This is a genomic window from Gemmatimonadales bacterium (assembly GCA_041390145.1).
Classification (GTDB): domain Bacteria; phylum Gemmatimonadota; class Gemmatimonadetes; order Gemmatimonadales; family GWC2-71-9; genus SPDF01.
Genome location: JAWKQM010000006.1, coordinates 213997 through 229414, shown reverse-complemented (window position 1 = coordinate 229414; position 15418 = coordinate 213997). Strand labels below are relative to the sequence as shown.

The 15418-nt window shown below is 69.2% G+C and carries 15 protein-coding genes; 4 read left to right on the top strand and 11 right to left on the bottom strand.

Features of this window, described 5'->3' with window-relative positions; all coding sequences use genetic code 11:
• Position 1: 1 nt before the first annotated feature.
• The 10 genes from R2910_07230 to R2910_07185 form a co-directional block, all read right to left on the bottom strand.
• Complete coding sequence (locus tag R2910_07230; GenBank protein MEZ4412756.1) at positions 2 to 769, bottom strand: TatD family hydrolase; 768 nt, start codon at positions 767 to 769, stop codon at positions 2 to 4.
• Between the two features lie 4 nt (positions 770 to 773).
• The gene (gene secF / locus R2910_07225) at positions 774 to 1748 is read right to left on the bottom strand and encodes a protein translocase subunit SecF (protein MEZ4412755.1); all 975 of its coding nucleotides are present in this window, start codon (positions 1746 to 1748) and stop codon (positions 774 to 776) included.
• Positions 1749 to 1750: 2 nt separating this feature from the next.
• The gene (gene secD / locus R2910_07220; protein MEZ4412754.1) at positions 1751 to 3388 is read right to left on the bottom strand and encodes a protein translocase subunit SecD; all 1638 of its coding nucleotides are present in this window, start codon (positions 3386 to 3388) and stop codon (positions 1751 to 1753) included.
• A 22-nt stretch (positions 3389 to 3410) separates the two neighbouring features.
• The gene (locus R2910_07215) at positions 3411 to 4397 is read right to left on the bottom strand and encodes a bifunctional riboflavin kinase/FAD synthetase (GenBank protein ID MEZ4412753.1); all 987 of its coding nucleotides are present in this window, start codon (positions 4395 to 4397) and stop codon (positions 3411 to 3413) included.
• Entirely contained in the window at positions 4345 to 5175 is an 831-nt protein-coding gene (truB, locus tag R2910_07210; GenBank protein ID MEZ4412752.1) for a tRNA pseudouridine(55) synthase TruB, read from the bottom strand. The genes R2910_07215 and truB overlap by 53 nt, the downstream gene beginning before the upstream one ends.
• Before the next feature lie 14 nt (positions 5176 to 5189).
• On the bottom strand, positions 5190 to 5549 hold the full coding sequence (gene rbfA / locus R2910_07205; protein MEZ4412751.1) for a 30S ribosome-binding factor RbfA: 360 nt from the start codon (positions 5547 to 5549) through the stop codon (positions 5190 to 5192).
• A gap of 3 nt (positions 5550 to 5552) precedes the next feature.
• On the bottom strand, positions 5553 to 8327 hold the full coding sequence (gene infB / locus R2910_07200; protein MEZ4412750.1) for a translation initiation factor IF-2: 2775 nt from the start codon (positions 8325 to 8327) through the stop codon (positions 5553 to 5555).
• Positions 8328 to 8633, bottom strand: coding sequence for a ribosomal L7Ae/L30e/S12e/Gadd45 family protein (locus tag R2910_07195; GenBank protein MEZ4412749.1), 306 nt, complete (start codon positions 8631 to 8633; stop codon positions 8328 to 8330).
• A gap of 8 nt (positions 8634 to 8641) precedes the next feature.
• Positions 8642 to 9970 (bottom strand): transcription termination factor NusA, encoded by a 1329-nt coding sequence (nusA, locus tag R2910_07190; protein MEZ4412748.1) that lies wholly within the window; start codon positions 9968 to 9970, stop codon positions 8642 to 8644.
• 291 nt (positions 9971 to 10261) lie between these two features.
• Positions 10262 to 11035 carry a polyphenol oxidase family protein gene (locus R2910_07185; protein ID MEZ4412747.1) on the bottom strand — a complete coding sequence of 258 codons (774 nt, stop codon included), beginning with the start codon at positions 11033 to 11035 and terminating at the stop codon, positions 10262 to 10264.
• Positions 11036 to 11166: 131 nt separating this feature from the next.
• Between R2910_07185 and R2910_07180 the strand changes: the two genes are divergently transcribed.
• Positions 11167 to 11931 (top strand): hypothetical protein, encoded by a 765-nt coding sequence (locus R2910_07180; GenBank protein ID MEZ4412746.1) that lies wholly within the window; start codon positions 11167 to 11169, stop codon positions 11929 to 11931.
• Positions 11932 to 11967: 36 nt separating this feature from the next.
• Here R2910_07180 and murA read toward each other — a convergent pair whose 3' ends face one another.
• On the bottom strand, positions 11968 to 13251 hold the full coding sequence (gene murA / locus R2910_07175; GenBank protein MEZ4412745.1) for a UDP-N-acetylglucosamine 1-carboxyvinyltransferase: 1284 nt from the start codon (positions 13249 to 13251) through the stop codon (positions 11968 to 11970).
• An 86-nt stretch (positions 13252 to 13337) separates the two neighbouring features.
• On the opposite strand from murA, the gene R2910_07170 reads away from it, so the two are divergent.
• From R2910_07170 to R2910_07160, 3 genes are read left to right on the top strand one after another with little or no spacing between them, the layout of a single operon-like run.
• Entirely contained in the window at positions 13338 to 13814 is a 477-nt protein-coding gene (locus R2910_07170; protein MEZ4412744.1) for a hypothetical protein, read from the top strand.
• Positions 13811 to 14761 carry a zinc dependent phospholipase C family protein gene (locus R2910_07165; protein ID MEZ4412743.1) on the top strand — a complete coding sequence of 317 codons (951 nt, stop codon included), beginning with the start codon at positions 13811 to 13813 and terminating at the stop codon, positions 14759 to 14761. The genes R2910_07170 and R2910_07165 overlap by 4 nt, the downstream gene beginning before the upstream one ends.
• Positions 14751 to 15407, top strand: coding sequence for a hypothetical protein (locus tag R2910_07160; protein MEZ4412742.1), 657 nt, complete (start codon positions 14751 to 14753; stop codon positions 15405 to 15407). The genes R2910_07165 and R2910_07160 overlap by 11 nt, the downstream gene beginning before the upstream one ends.
• Positions 15408 to 15418: the final 11 nt, after the last annotated feature.

Genomic DNA, 15418 nt, shown 5'->3' with positions numbered 1-15418 from the left:
ATCAGGCGGGCCCCAATCGTCCCCCAAAGACCCGGTGTGCGTTCTGGCCGGTCCGCTCGATCAGCGACGCGGCTTCTTCGCCCCGGACCGTCGCCACCCGTTCGGCGACCAGCCGCACGTAGGCCGGCTCGTTCCGGTGCCCACGGTGTGGGACCGGCGCAAGGTAGGGCGCATCGGTCTCGACCAGGAGCCGTTCGGGGGGCGTGGCGCGGACCAGGTCGTCCAGCCGCCACGAGCGAAAGGTGACCATGCCGCTGAAGGAGATGTAGTGCCCCAGCGCCCCGCCCGCTTCGAACAGGTCCGGGCCGCTGCTGAACGAGTGCAGGATGGCGACAACGGCGGGAAACGTCCGCAGCACGGCGGCGACGTCGGCGTCGGCGTCGCGCGCGTGAATCACGACCGGCTTTCCCGCTTCCTGCGCCAGGGCCATCTGGCGCTCGAACACGAGCCGCTGGATGTCGCGCGGGGAGTGGTCGTAGTGATAGTCGAGGCCGATCTCGCCACAGGCGACCACCCGTGGATCCCGCAGGGTCTCCGCCAGCCAGCCGGCGGTCTCGTCGGTCCAGGTGCGGGCGTCATGGGGATGGAGACCTGCGGTGGTGGAGATCCGCGCGTCGGCGGCCAGGGCGAGGCCCAGCGCCGTGGCGGCGCGGGACTCGCCCACGACGACGAGGTGACTGACACCCGCGGCGAACGCCCGCCCCACCGCCTCGGCGCGATCCTCCGCAAACGCGGCGTCGCCGAGGTGGCAGTGGGTGTCGACCAGCACGGGATCAGACGGTGGGCTGGACCTTCGTGACTCCGGCGCGCGGCGCGCTCGACTTGACGCCCCGGGCGTCGGCGCCCGGCCAGCGTCGCTCGATGCCCAACAGCAACGGCGCGGCAATGAAGATCGAGGAGAAGGTGCCGGTGAACACGCCGAACGACATCACGAGGGCGAAGGGACGGATCACCTGCCCGCCGAAGAGGGCCAGCGCCAGCAGGGTGGCGAGGGTTGTCCCGTGGGTCAGCACGCTGCGCGGCAGCGTCTCGTTGATCGACCGGTTCAGCACCGAGATGAAGTCATCGCGCCGGTACTTGTGCAGGTCTTCGCGCACGCGGTCAAAGATGATGATCGTGTCGTTGAGCGAATAGCCGACCATCGACAGCACCGCGGCGACCACCACGAGGCTGACCTCGATGCGCATGACGGCGATGAAGATGATCGTCGCCAGGATGTCGTGGGCCGTGGCGCCGACCGCCGCCAGTCCGAAGCGCCATTCGAAGCGCCAGGCCAGGTAGGCCAGCACCGCAAAGAACGAGAGGAAGATGGCCAGGAACGCCTGGGTGCGGAGCTCGCCGCCCACCTTCGGGCCCACGGCGGCGGAATTCAGCATCGTGTAGGTGCCGGCGCCGAGGGAGGCGTCAAGCGCGGCGCCGACCGCGGAGGCCGTTTCCTCGGTGTTGTTCGCGTCGGTGCCTTCCTTGGCCACGCGGGCGCGAATCGAATACTCCTGCGCGTTGCCCATCGACTGGATCTCGGCCCCGGGAATGCCCCGGGCGTCGAGGGCCGAGCGGAGCTGCGAGGCGTCGACCGGCTGCTCGGTCTTGATCTGGATCAGGGTGCCGCCGGTGAACTCGATGCTGTAGCTCAGGCCGACGAACAGCAGGAAGAGCACGCCGGGCACCAGGATCGCGGCCGTCAGCCCGTAGGCGTACTTCCGGAAGCCAATGAAGTCGTAGTTCGCGTTCGCGAAGAATCGGGTCATCGTCAGATGCTCAGCGTAGTGAGGTCAGGCCGCCGCTGCAGCCAGATCATGAAGAAGGTCTTGGAGACGAACACCGCGGTGATCATCGAGGCGAAGATGCCCATGGTCAGGGTCACGGCGAACCCCTTGACCGGCCCGGTGCCGAACTGGAAGAGGAACAGCGCCGTGATCACCGTGCTGACGTTCGAGTCGATGATGGCGCTCATGGCATGCTGGAAGCCCTCGTCCACGGCGAGGCGAACGGTCCGGCCGTGAATCAGCTCCTCGCGGATGCGCTCGAAGATCAGCACGTTGGCGTCCACGGCAATGCCGATGGACAGCACGATGCCGGCCAGTCCTGGCAGGGTGAGCGTGGCATCGATCATGGCCAGGCCGCCCAGCGTGAAGAGGAGGTAGAGGGTCAGCGCGCCGACCGCGAGCACGCCGCTCATCCGGTAGTACCCGATCATGATCAGGATGACCACCAGGGTCCCGATGATGCCGGCGGTGATGCCGCCGCGGATGCTGTCCGCGCCGAGGCTCGCGCCGACCTGGAAGCGGTCGACGATCTTCAGCGGCACCGGCAGCGCGCCGGCCTTCAGCGTGAGGGCCAGGTCCTGCGCCTCCACGATCGACTTGCCGCCGCCCATGGTGATCTGGCCGTTCCGGTCGATCCGCCCCTGGATGACCGGCGGCGGGCCCTGCACGCGCCCGTCGAGCACGATGGCCATGTAGTCGCCGATGTGGGCCTGGGTGGCCGCGCCGAACTGACGGCCGCCGGCACGATCCAGCTCGAACGTCACCACCGGGCCGTTGGTCAGCTGGTCGAACTGGGCGGACGCATCCACCAGGTTCCGGCCGGTCACGATGGGCTTGTCATCGACCACGTAGAAGAAGCGATAGGGCTGCACCCCAACGCTGACGGGGGCGGCGGTCCAGAGGATTTCAACGCCGCGCGGAAGCGCCCGCTTGACTGCAGGGATCCGGAGGAGGCTGTCCACCCGGGGGTAGGCGGCCTCAGGCACGAAGTACTCGCCGGGCACGCCGCTCCCCGCCGCCGTGCCGGGCTGGATCAGGCTGCTCAGGGCGCCGCCTTCCACCGGGGTCGAATCTGCCCCCGCGGCCGCCGAGTCGCCGCCGAGGAGCGACTGCACCGCGCTGGGCGAGGTCTTGCCGGCCGTGGCCGTGATGCCGAGCCCGCGGAGGGCGCGGTCCATGGCCGGCAACGCCTTGTCGAGGGCGCCAGTCCGGTCGGTGATCCGGAATTCCAGGAACGCCGCCTTCTGGACGATGTCCATGGCGCGCTGCGGGTCCCGGACGCCGGCCAGCTCGACCACGATGCGCTCGTCGCCGACCTTCTGCACCACCGGTTCCTGCACGCCGAACTCGTCGACGCGCTTGCGCAGCACGGTCAGGGCCAGGTCGATGTCGCGCGAGACGTCGCTGGAGACCCGGTTCGTCTGGTCGAGTTCGAGGCCCAGGTGCATGCCGCCCTGGAGGTCGAGCCCGAGCTTCAGCGGGATCTTCTTCTCCGTCGTGTCGCGCATGGCGCCGTCCGGCGCGCGGGTGCGAATCGTCACGTCCCGCGGGAAGAGACTGTAGACGGAGAGCGCCACGAGGGCGCCGATGATCAGGAGGCGGTTTCGGATTGAGGCATTCATCGTCGCTGGGCCAGCCGTTGATTCAGGTAGACAGAGTGCCGGTCGCGGCCGCGGCCAACGCCGCGCGCGCCGAGGAGCGGTCGCGATCCAGCTGCGTCCGCAGTGCATCGAGCGAGGCAAAGCGCTGCACATCCCGCAGTCGCGTCACCCACTCCACCTTCAACCATTCGCCGTAGAGGGACCCGGTGTGCTCGAACAGGTGCACCTCGAGGGACCGTTCCGCGTGCTGGAACGTCGGCTTCCCTCCTTGATTCATCATCCCGTCGGCGCGTCCGCCGCGCCACTCGACCCGGACCGCGTAGACGCCGTCCGGCGGCAGCAGCTTCCGGTCGGGTATCCCGCTGAGATTGGCGGTGGGAAACCCGAGGGTCTTCCCGCGGCCGTCTCCGGACACCACCTCACCGGTCGCGAAGTAGCGCCGCCCGAGGAGGCGCGCCGCCGTGGCGAGGTCTCCGCCCGCCACCGCGCGCCGGACCAGCGTGCTCGAGACGGCGTGACCATCCACTTCCAGCGCCGGCACCACGTCGACCGCAAACCCGAGTTCCGCGCCGAGCCGGCCGAGCAGTTCCACGTCCCCCTGCCGGCCCTGGCCGAATCCATGGTCGTGGCCGATCACCAACTCCCGCATGCCGCAGCCGGCGACGAGGATCTCCCGGACAAACCGCTCGGGCGGCATCGCCGCGAGCGCCCGGTCGAAGTGCAGCAGGACCGCGTAGTCGAGCCCGGTCTGCGCCAGGATTTCGCGTCGTTCCGGGCCGGTGGTCAGCACCTGCGGCGCCGCCGCCGGATTCACGACCGCCATCGGGTGCGGGTCGAAGGTGACGAGCACGGAACGGCGCCCTGCCGCCCTGGCCCGCGCCGCGATCTCCGTCAGCACCGCCTCGTGGCCCCGGTGAACACCGTCAAAGGAGCCGACCGTTACCACCGTGCCTTCCGGGTGCTGCGGGAGGAGGTGGTCATGGCGCCACCAGCACGACCGTGGGCTTGAGCCACTCCCCGTCCCCTTCACCCACCGCGATGACCTCTGCGTCGGAGGCCAGCACCACGGTGCCGACCGTCACGCCACGCACTGGGCGTCCGTGCGAGAGATCCTTCCGCCCCGCCTCATCCACCACAACCCGCGGCAGATGCCCCAGGACCGCCCCGAGCGGCCAGAGCGGTGTGCCGGGCTCCAGGGCGCCGAGCGGGACCGCATTTTCGACCTCGAGGCTGCCGATCGACTCCCGGCGCAACGCGGTCAGGTGGGCGCCGGTGCCGAGCGCCTCGCCGAGGTCGCGCGCGAGCGCACGGATGTACGTGCCGGTGCTCACCGTGACACGAAAGGTCACATCCCTGCCCTCGACCGCCAGCAACTCCGCCGCGTACACGGTCACCGCCGCCGGCGCGAGTTCCACCACCTCGCCGCGCCGGGCCCGTGCGTAGGCCCGCTCGCCGCCCTGCTTTTTGGCCGAGTAGGCCGGCGGCATCTGCTCCTGCGCGCCCACGAACCCGGCCAGCGCCTCCGCGATCCGGGCGCGACCCGGCCCTTCGCCCTCGAAGCCCTCGCCGACCGGCTCTCCTGTCAGGTCGTCGGTCGTGGTGCGCTGTCCGAGGCGCGCCGTCGCCAGGTAGGTCTTGGCGAGCCCGTCGAGGAACCGGGCAACCCGTGTTCCCTTCCCGAGCAGCAGCACCAGCAGGCCGCTGGCGAAGGGATCCAGCGTCCCGGTGTGCCCGATCGACCGCTCCTTGAAGACCCGGCGGGCCTGAGCCACAACGTCGTGCGACGTGGGGCCCGCCGGCTTGTCGATCAGGAGCGCCCCGGTCAGTCCTGCTCCTCCTGCTTCAGCGACTCCAGCACTTCATTGATCCGCGCCGCGTGCTCCAGCCCGCGGTCAAGCTCGAAATGCAGCTCCGGGACGGTACGGGTGGTCAGCGCCTTGGCGACCCGGGTCCGGAGGAACCCCGACGCGCTCCGCAGCCCTTCGAGGGCGCGCTGCTTCGTCTCCTCGTCTCCTTGCGTGCTGACCCGGATCTTCGCATGCGACAGGTCGGCCGACACCGTCACGTGAGTGAGGGTCACGAGCCCGATGCGCGGATCGCGGATGTCCCGGGTGAGGGCGTCCGCCACCACCTGCCGGATGTTCTCGGCAATTTGCTCCGGGCGACGCGACGATCCCTTCATCGCCTACGCCGCGCCAACCGAGGCGCTCGGCTCGAGGGTCCGCTTGATCTCTTCGAGGCGGAACGACTCGATGCGGTCGCCGACCTTCACGTCATTGAAGTTCTCGATGCCGATACCGCACTCGAGCCCTTCGCGCACTTCCTTGACGTCGTCCTTGAACCGCTTGAGGCTCGAGAACGCGCCGGTGTACACCGTCACGCCGTCGCGGACCACGCGGGCCTTGGTGCCCCGCTGGACCATGCCACTCCGCACGATGGAGCCGGCAATGGTGCCCACCTTGCTGACCTTGAACACCTGCAGCACCTCGGCCTCGCCCAGGACCGTCTCGCGCGCTTCGGGCTTGAGCAGCCCTTCGAGCGCCATCCGGATGTCGTCCACGGCCTCGTAGATGACGCGATAGGTGCGGATATCGACCTGCTCCCGCTCGGCGGAGGCGCGGGCGTTGGAGTCCGGCCGCACGTGGAAGCCGAGGATGATGGCACCCGACGCCTTGGCGAGCAGCACATCGCTGTCGCTGATGGCGCCGACGCCGCGGTGCACCACCTCGACCCGGACCTCGGGCGTGCTGAGCTGGGCGAGCGCGTCGGCGAGTGCCTCGGCGGGACCGCCCTGGTCGGCCTTGATGATGATCGGCAGCGTGGTGACCTGCCCTTCCTTGAGGGCGCGGCTGAAGTCTTCCAGCGTGCCGCCCCGCTGACCGCGGCGGTTCTGGGCCTCACGTTCGAGGCGCTGCCGCTTCTGCGCGATTTCCCGGGCCTCGGCGGCGTCCGCCACCACCAGGAACGAGTCACCGGCCGACGGCACGCCGTCGAACCCGAGAATCTGCACCGGCATCGACGGACCGGCGGACGTCATGTTGTTGCCGCGCTCGTCGAAGAGCGCGCGGACACGGCCCGAGAACTTGCCGCAGATGAAGTCGTCACCGACCGACAGGGTGCCGCGCTGCACCAGCAGCGTGGCGAGCGGGCCCTTGCCCGGATCGAGGGTCGACTCGACCACGGTGCCCTGCGCCTTGCGGTCGGGGTTGGCCTTGAGATCGAGCACGTCGGCCTGGAGCAGGATCTTCTCAAGCAGCAGGTCGACCCCGGTGCCCTTCTTCGCCGAGACGCCGGCGGAGAGCACGTCGCCGCCGAACTCCTCGAGCACGACGTTGTGCTGCAGGAGGTCCTGCATGGTCTTCTGCACGTTGGCCGCGGGGAGGTCCACCTTGTTGATGGCGACCACCATCGGCACGCCGGCGTTCTTCGAGTGGCTGATGGCCTCGATCGTCTGGGGCATCACCTGGTCGTCGGCCGCCACCACCAGCACGACGAGGTCGGTCACCTGGGCGCCGCGGGCGCGCATCGCCGTGAAGGCCTCGTGGCCCGGGGTGTCGAGGAAGGTGATCCGGCGGCCATTCGGCAGCTCGACGTGGTAGGCGCCGATATGCTGCGTGATGCCGCCGGCTTCGCCGGCGACGATGTTCGCATGGCGGATGTAGTCGAGGAGCGACGTCTTGCCGTGGTCGACGTGACCCATGATGGTGACCACCGGCGCCCGCGGCTGGAGCGTTTCCGGCGGATCCTCATCCACTTCCTGCCCGAGGTCCGCGGCGTATTCGTCCTCGCGGAGCGCCTCGAACCCGAACTGCGACGCGATCAGCTCGATCTGGTCGAAGTCCAGCCGCTGATTGACCGTCACCATCAGGCCCAGTTCCTTGAAGGCGAACTGGACGATCTGGCTCGACGGCACCTTCATCAGGTCGGCGAGCTCGGACACCGAGATGAACTCGTTCACCCGGATCCGCGTCTTCTCCTTTTCCCGCTCCTCCGCGGCCCGACCGGCCATCACGTCGCGGTAGGACGGCTCGTCGGAGCGCGATCCGCGCGACTTCCGGCCGCCCTTCATGCCCTTGAGCGTCTTGAAGATGTTCTTGCTCACCGCTTCCTGGTCGACCTGGTTCTTCCCGCGCTTCTTCTTCCCCTTCTTGAAGTCGCCCTTCTTGGCGTCCGGGCCGAATTCACGGGGGCGCGACGCCTCCGACGGGCCGGTGGCGCTGCTGAACACCGGGCGCGGGCCACGGGACGGCGGACCGCGACGGCCACCGGAGGCGCCCGACGAGGCGGCTGGGGTCGGCGCGGGCCGCTGGATGCGGGGCGGGATGAACGGCTTGCGCGGCGCCGCAGGCGGCGGGGGGGCCGGCGTGGCCGGTTCCGCCGGGGCGGACGTGCCAGAACCGCTGGCCGCCGGTGCCGGTGGTGGCGTCGCCGGGAAGAGATCCTCCACCTTGCGGCGCGTCGGCGCCGCCGGGGGTGAGGCTTCCGCGGCCGGCGCCGGGGCTTCCGCACCGGCCTCGGTGGCGGGCGCGTCGTCCTTGAAGAGCTCGCGGGCGCGGTCCTCGAGCGACCGGGCCGGCGTGGCGGCCTCACCGCGGGCGATTTCGCGTTCGGCTTCCAGCGCGGCCAGCGCCGAGGCCTGGGCTTCCGCCTCCGCCGCGGCTTCGGCCTCGACCTTCTCGACCTCGGCCTTGGTGCGGCGGCGGCGCACCGGCGCGGCGGGCACCTCAGGCGCCACCGGCTCCGCCGCCGCCTTCTTGCGCCGTCCGCGCTTCGGCTTGGGCTCTTCGGCGCTCTTCCGCTTCTCTCGCTCCCAGCGGACGCGCACCGCCGACACCTGCCCCGATTCCAGCGCGGAGAGGTGACTGCGCACGAAGATGTTCATTTCCTTGAGCGTCTGGATCAGCTGCTCAGAGGAAACACCGAATTCTGCCGCCAACTCGTGTACCCGGGTCTTGACCACTCAATCCTCCTCAGGGACTTCCCGCGCCAGGCGGCCCAAACCTTCGGCCAACGCGCGGTCCCGCACTCCGGCCACCATCACAGGGGGCCGTCCCAACTGCCTGCCTATCAGATCGGCCGCCGGCCCCGGCACCAGGGGGACACCCTGCGCCTCGGCCAGCCGAATCACCTTGTCCACGGCGCGCGGGCTCGCGTCTGATGCGACCACCACGCACTTCACCTGCCCCGACTGGATCGACCGCCTGACGCCGTCGACCCCGATCACGACGTGCCCCGCCCGCAGGCCGAGGCCCAGCAGGCCGAGCACGCCACCACTCACGCGGAGGGCGCCGCGTCCTCCCCTGCCTCGCTCTCGTCCGTCGTGAGCTCGGTCAGGAAGCCAACCAGCTGATCCGCCGCTTCCGGCGTCATGCCGGGCACGCGGAGAAAGTCGTCGCGCTCGAGATCGAGCACGTCGTTGAGCATCGTGAAGCCAGCGTTGGCCAGCAGGCCGACGAGTTCCGGTGCCAGCCCCTCGAGCTCCGCCAGCGGCACCTGCAGCGCGATTTCCTCCTCGGGCGGCAGCGGGGCGAAGAGCGGGCTCTCGCCGCCGCGCTCCAGCCACTCACGGCTCGAGTAGAGGTCGATCTTCCACCCGGTCAGTTCGGAGGCGAGGCGCACGTTCTGCCCGTTGCGCCCGATGGCCAGCGAGAGCTGGTCCTCGTCGACCACGGCGTTGATCGTCTTCGAGGCGGGATCGGCGATGACGCGGGCCACGCGCGCCGGGGCCAGCGCCTGCTTGGCGAAGCGCTCCGGATCGGGCGACCACGGGACGATGTCAATCCGCTCGCCGCTCAGTTCATTGACCACCGCCTGGACGCGCGAGCCCTTCAGGCCGACGCAGGCGCCGACGGCGTCGATGGCGTCGTCACGGGAAATGACGGCGACCTTGGTCCGGCTGCCGACCTCACGCGCGATGGCGCGGATCTCAATGATGCCCTGCTGGATTTCCGGGACCTCGAGCTTGAAGAGCGCCTTGACGAACAGCCCGTCCGCGCGGCTCAGGATCAATCGCGGACCCTTCGGCGTCTCCTCCAGCCGCTTGAGCACCGCGCGGATGGTGTCGCCCTGGTGGAAGTGCTCGCGGTGGTTCTGCTCGCGGTAGGGGATGATCGCCTCCGCCTCGCGGAACTTGTTGAGCATGATGACCAGCTTGCCGCGCTCGATCTGCTGGATTTCGCCGCTGAGCAGCTCGCCGACCTTGTCCTCGAATTCGTCGCGGATCCGGGCCCGCTCACCCTCGCGCACCCGCTGGATGATCCGCTGCTTGGCGGCCTGCACCGCCAGCCGGCCGAACGCCGCGAAGGGGATGTCCTCTTCCAGCATGTCGCCGGGCTCGAACTCCGGGTCCTCGAACCGGGCCTCCTCCACTGACACCTGGCTGGCCGGGTCTTCCACCACCTCCACCACCTGCCGAAGCCGGGTGACCGTCAGGCCCCCCTTCAGTTCATCCACGGCGAGCTCGAACCGCACCGTCGGCCCGTACTTGCGGACCAGCGCGGCCTGGATGCCGTCGTGCAGGAGATCGAGCAGTTCCGCGCGGTCGAGCTGCTTGGTGGTGGACAGTTCGCGGAACGCAGCGAGCATTTCAGTCGAGGTTGCCATCGTTACTCCATGCCGGTGTCACCGGTCAGCCCCGTCCATCGGGGAGTACGCATCTCGTATACACACAATTGCGGCCGCACCCGCCCGGCTCCCCCGCGGGACGACGAATCGTCCGGCGGACGGAAACCGGCACCCGGGCCCGGCTGGTGTCAGCATCGGGTATGGGGTCGGAAGTCGCGTCGCGGGGTGAAAAAAAATGTGGGGGAACTCCCCCACATCAACAGCCGGCCCCGGACTGGCGGCCCCCACAGCATCAAAAGATACCCCGCAAACGCCGGGGCGTCAATCACCTCAGGGACTTGCGAGCGGGCGGCCGAGATACGCGATCATCCGGCCGTCCGCACCCAGCGAGCGGCGGTGACTGTGGAAGAGGGCCTGATCGTGCCCGCTGCAGTGAGTGGAAACGCTGATCTCCCCGACCCCGAGTTCCTCCGCCTGACGCACCAGCTGGGCCCGCACATCGAGCGGCCCCTTGCCCCCGGCGGGAACCGGCAGACCAAACGCGTCAAACACCTCAGAACCTACTTCATAGCAGGCACCACAAATAGCTACGCCACAATGCATTACAATATCTTGTGACGCGGTACCAACCCGGCCCTGCAGCAGGCGGATTCCCCGCTCCAGTATCCGTCCGCTGGCCCCCCGCCAGCCGGCATGGAGCAGCGCCATGGCGCCCGTTGCCGAATCGAGAAGGTACACCGGCGTACAGTCGGCGACGGTCACGGTCAACAGGATGCCCCGGGCGTCCGTGGCGTGGCCATCCACGCCGTCGAGAAGCAGCCACCCGCGCCCCCCTTCGTGCCAGACAACCTCGGTGCCATGCACCTGCCGGCCCAGGGTCACCAGCGGGAATCCCGGTTCGGCGGTCCGGAAGGCGGCCCATTGCCCCAGGACCTTTTCGATTGGCTGGTGGCTGGCCAGCCCGAGATCAAATGGCTCCGCCTCGCTCCCCCGAGTGGTGATCCCGGCCATGACCCCGAACCGCTCCCTCCAGCCGGGCAGTTCCATCCGTGGCACTGGCGTGCGCGGAAGCACGACTTCGGTGACGGGTGCGACATCGGTCACGGCGGCGATCCGGTTGCAGTGTGTAAGGTGTGGCCGGGGCGATTGCGCCGGGCAAGCATCCCGGTGATTATTGCTCCCGGCGGGGCTTCCTCATGCAGCCCGCAAGGCTTACTCCCATCGGAGACAACACGATGTTGCGCACAACTTTGGTTCGCAGTGCCTGCCTGGCAGCGGTCCTTGCCCTCGGCGTGCTCGGCAGCCTGCACGCGCAGGACGCGAAGTGGGAAAATACCGTGACGCTCTATGGCTGGGGCGCCAACATGTCCGGGACGGCCGGTGTGGGCCCCGTGGAAGCCAGCGTGGATGTGCCCTTCAGCGACATCTGGGACAACCTGAAGATGGGCGCCATGTTCAACTACATGGGTCGCGGGCAGACCTTCGTGACCGGCCTCGACTTCATCTACATGAAACTCGGCTCCGACGTCGCCACGCCGAATACTGGCGCCACCATCGCCGAGGTCAAGCTGAAGCAGTGGCTCATGGAGGCGGACGGCGGGTATCGCGTCACGCCGTGGATGGACGCCCTGATCGGCATCCGGGTGCCCGTCATCGAGACCGAAATCGTGCCGGATGTGAACCTGCCGAACGTCAGCACCAAGAGCTCGACCGAGAGCTGGTTTGCCCCCCTCATCGGCGCGCGCATCATGCTGCCGGTCGGGTCGCACCTCACCGTGATCGGCCGCGGAGACATTGGTGGGTTTGGCATCGGCGGGACCAACAACACCTGGCAGGGCGCGGGATACCTGAACTACGGCTTCGGCAAGGGCTGGTCCGCCTCACTCGGCTATCGGGCCATCAACGCCGACTACGCGACTGGCACCAAGGGAGAGGCAGACTACTTCCTCTACAACGTGACGAACTACGGTCCGGTGATCGGCTTCAGCTACAAGTTCTAGGATATCGGGAGGGACGGGGCGCGCGAGCGCGCGCCCCTACTCCTCGAACCGTTCGATGTCGGCGCCCAGGGCGCGCAGCCGCTCGTCGATCCGCTCGTACCCCCGCTCAATCTGCCCCACATTGTGCAGATGGGTCGTCCCCTCCGCCGCCAGCGCCGCGATGAGCATGGCCATGCCCGCCCGGATGTCCGGCGACTCGACGGTGCTGCCCCGCAGCTTGACCGGCCCCGCCACCACCGCGCGGTGGGGGTCGCAGAGCACGATCCGGGCGCCCATCCCGATCAGCTTGTCCACGAAGAACATCCGCGACTCGAACATCTTTTCGAACACCAGCAGCAGCCCCTCACACTGCGTGGCCGCCACCAGCGCGATGGACATCGTGTCGGCGGGAAAGGCCGGCCAGGGCCCGTCCTCGAGCTTGGGCACGTGGCCGCCGAGGTCGGGACGGATCCGGCGCTCCTGGTCGGCGTCAATGATGAGCCTCTGTCCGTCGAGCCGCGGCCGGATGCCGAGCCGTTCGAAGCCAAGGAGGGTGCCCCGCAGGTCGTCGCCGCGCACCCCGTCGATGGTCAGGGTGCTGTTGGTGACGGCCGCGAGGCCGATGAAGCTCCCGATCTCGATGTGGTCGGGCCCGATCGTGTAGGAGGCGCCGTGCAGCGGATGCCCCCCCTCGATCACGTAGGTGTTCGAGCCGATTCCCTCGATGTGCGCCCCCATCGCCACGAGGAGCCGCGCGAGGTCCTGCACGTGTGGTTCGGAGGCGGCGTTGCGGAGGACCGTGCGGCCCTGCGCCTTCACGGCGGCCATCAGGGCGTTCTCGGTGCCAGTGACACTGGGCTCGTCGAGGAAGATGTCGGCGCCCTTGAGCGCCTTGCCGAACAGCTCGTAGTTGTCGCCGAGCTGCACCTCCGCTCCCAGCGCCTCGAGGGCGAGGAAATGGGTGTCCACACGGCGCCGCCCGATCACGTCGCCCCCCGGCGGCGGGAGCGTCACCCGCCCGAACCGCGCCAGCAGCGGGCCGGCCAGGAGGATCGAGGCGCGAATCCGGGCGCAGAGGCGCGGGTCCAGCGGCTTGTTCTCGATGCTGCGGGGGTCGATCCGGACGTGATTCGTCTCGATCCACTCCACCCCCGCCCCCATTTCGGCGAGGATGGCGAGCATCGTCTCCACGTCGCGGATCCGCGGCATGTTGTCGAGTTCGACCGGTCCCTCGGCGAGGACGGCGGCGGCGATGGCGGGAAGCGCGGCGTTCTTGTTGCCGGCAGGGCGCAGAGTGCCGCGGAGGGTCGAACCGCCGCGGACGAGGTAGCGTGGGGGCATGGCCAAACCTCGCCCGGTGTGCCGGGGGCCGTCAAGCGCAAGGGATTCCGAATGGCCGCCGAGGAGGCCATACTTCGAGCGTGAACATGCTCCTGCTGCTTCAGGGCGCTTCGCCGCCCATGCCGGGCTGGGTCGGTCCGACCATCGCAATCTCGGTCGCCATCATGGCGCTCGCGTGGGTGGTGGTGTTCGCGGCCGCGGCCATCGCGGCCATCTCCCTCGAAAAGCGCATCGACGCCATGTCGGACAACCTCAGCGGCCTGCGCCAGGACCTGGCCGGCATGCTGGAGGGCGCCAGGCGGGTCGCCGAGCAGGGCGAGTCGATCGTGTCCCTGGTCCGTGAGGAAGGCGAGGCCTACGTCGAAACCAGCCGGCGGTTCCGCACGCGACTCGATCATGGCATCGATCGATTCACGGAACGGGCGGCCGACCTCGACGCGCTCTACGAGGTCGTGCACGAGGAAGTCGAAGACACGGCGCTGCGCTTCGCGAGCGCGCTGCGCACCGCTCGCCTGAGCACGGGCATCATCGCAAAGGTGTTGCGGCGCAGGCGGCGGCGATGACCGTCGCCCGGGTCGCCGTTGCGCTGGCGGTGGTCGGCCTCGCGCTGGCCGCCGCACCGGACGCCCTGCACGCCTGGAGTCCAGGAACCCACATCTACCTCGCGCAGAACGTCCTGGCCAGCGGCCACCTCCTCCCCCCGACGGTTGCCGACCTCATCCGGGCGTTTCCCTTCGATTTCCTGTACGGCAACATCGCGGCGGACAGCAGCATCGCAAAGAACTTCGCGCCGGTCAGCCGGCACTGCCACCACTGGCACGTCGGGCAGGAAATCCACGACCTTGCCCCGACCGATGCCCTGCGAGCGTTCGGGCTCGGCTACCTCGCGCACCTGGCCGCCGACACCGTCGCCCACAACTACTTTGTCCCCCGCCAGCTGGCCGTCACGAGTTCGCGCTCCGGGCTCGGCCATGCCTACTGGGAGGCCCGGTTCGAGACCCACCTCGGCGAGGGGTACGCGAGCACGGCCAAGGAAGTCATCCAACTCGACCACACCCCGGCGGACGCGCACCTCGACCAGATCATCTCCCCCACGATCTTCAGCGTGCGGACCAACCGCCGCCTCTTCCGCGGCATGGTGCACCTGGTGGAGACCCGCAGCTGGCAACGGGCGTTCCGGATGGCCCGCAACCACAGCCGCTGGGACCTCCCCGAGGAAGACGTCGAGCAGCACATGGCGCTCTCGTATGAATTCGTGATGGAAATGCTGGGGGATGACCGGCCGCTCGCCCGGCGCCTCGACCCGGCCGGGGCGGAACCGCTCCGTGCCGCGCAGTCGCTCCGCCGGGAAGTGAAAGAGAGCGGTGGCGCCGCCGACACGATGCGGGTGCACAAGCTCGCCGAGCGAGACTTCGGCCTCCCCCGCAAGGCGGACCTCACCTACTGGCGAAAGCTGTCCACCTCGCGCCCCTGGCAGGTCGGGACCGATGGAGAGTTCGATGCGGCCTGACGATCTCGGGCTTCCCGAAGGAGACGGCGAGGGCCGTCCGAGCGTGCTGGTCGCCACCAGCGCGCCGGTCCTGGTGCGCGTCGAGCCGGTGGACGACGAGCGGACCCCCGAAGGCTCGGTCTGTCTCGGCACCTTCATCGGGGAGCGGCTGGTCGGGCGACGGGTGGCACCGACCGAAGCGCTCGACGAGTTGCGTGAATTCCATCTCTTCGATGAGCCCGTCCATCTTGGCCTGGTGGCCTACGAAGACGCGCCGGGGCTGCAGTGCCGCCTCCTCGCCCTCCTGCCCGCGGAGCGCTTTCCCCTGTCCGACGAGACCGAGGAGTCGGAGGAAGGCGAGGAGGAGGACAGCGAGCCGTGGCGTGCCAGCGTGCCCGCGCCGTCGTTCGAACTGGAAACCGAGCAGCCGTCCCGTCCCGAGGGCGAGACGCCGAGCCTCGAGGACGGCGCCGCCGTGCCGGTCTACCTCGGCAACATCGTGCGCCTCTCGCGGGACCGGAAACACCCCGACGACCTCGCGGAGGAAGCCCGCGACGTGCTGCTCACGGTGCTCACGGGACCGGTCTCCGAGGTGGTGGACCGGCTGCTCGAGGAGTTGCTGGAGGGCGACGGGTCATCGGATGAAGACCCGAAGGCCGAGGACTGAGCCGGAAGGAG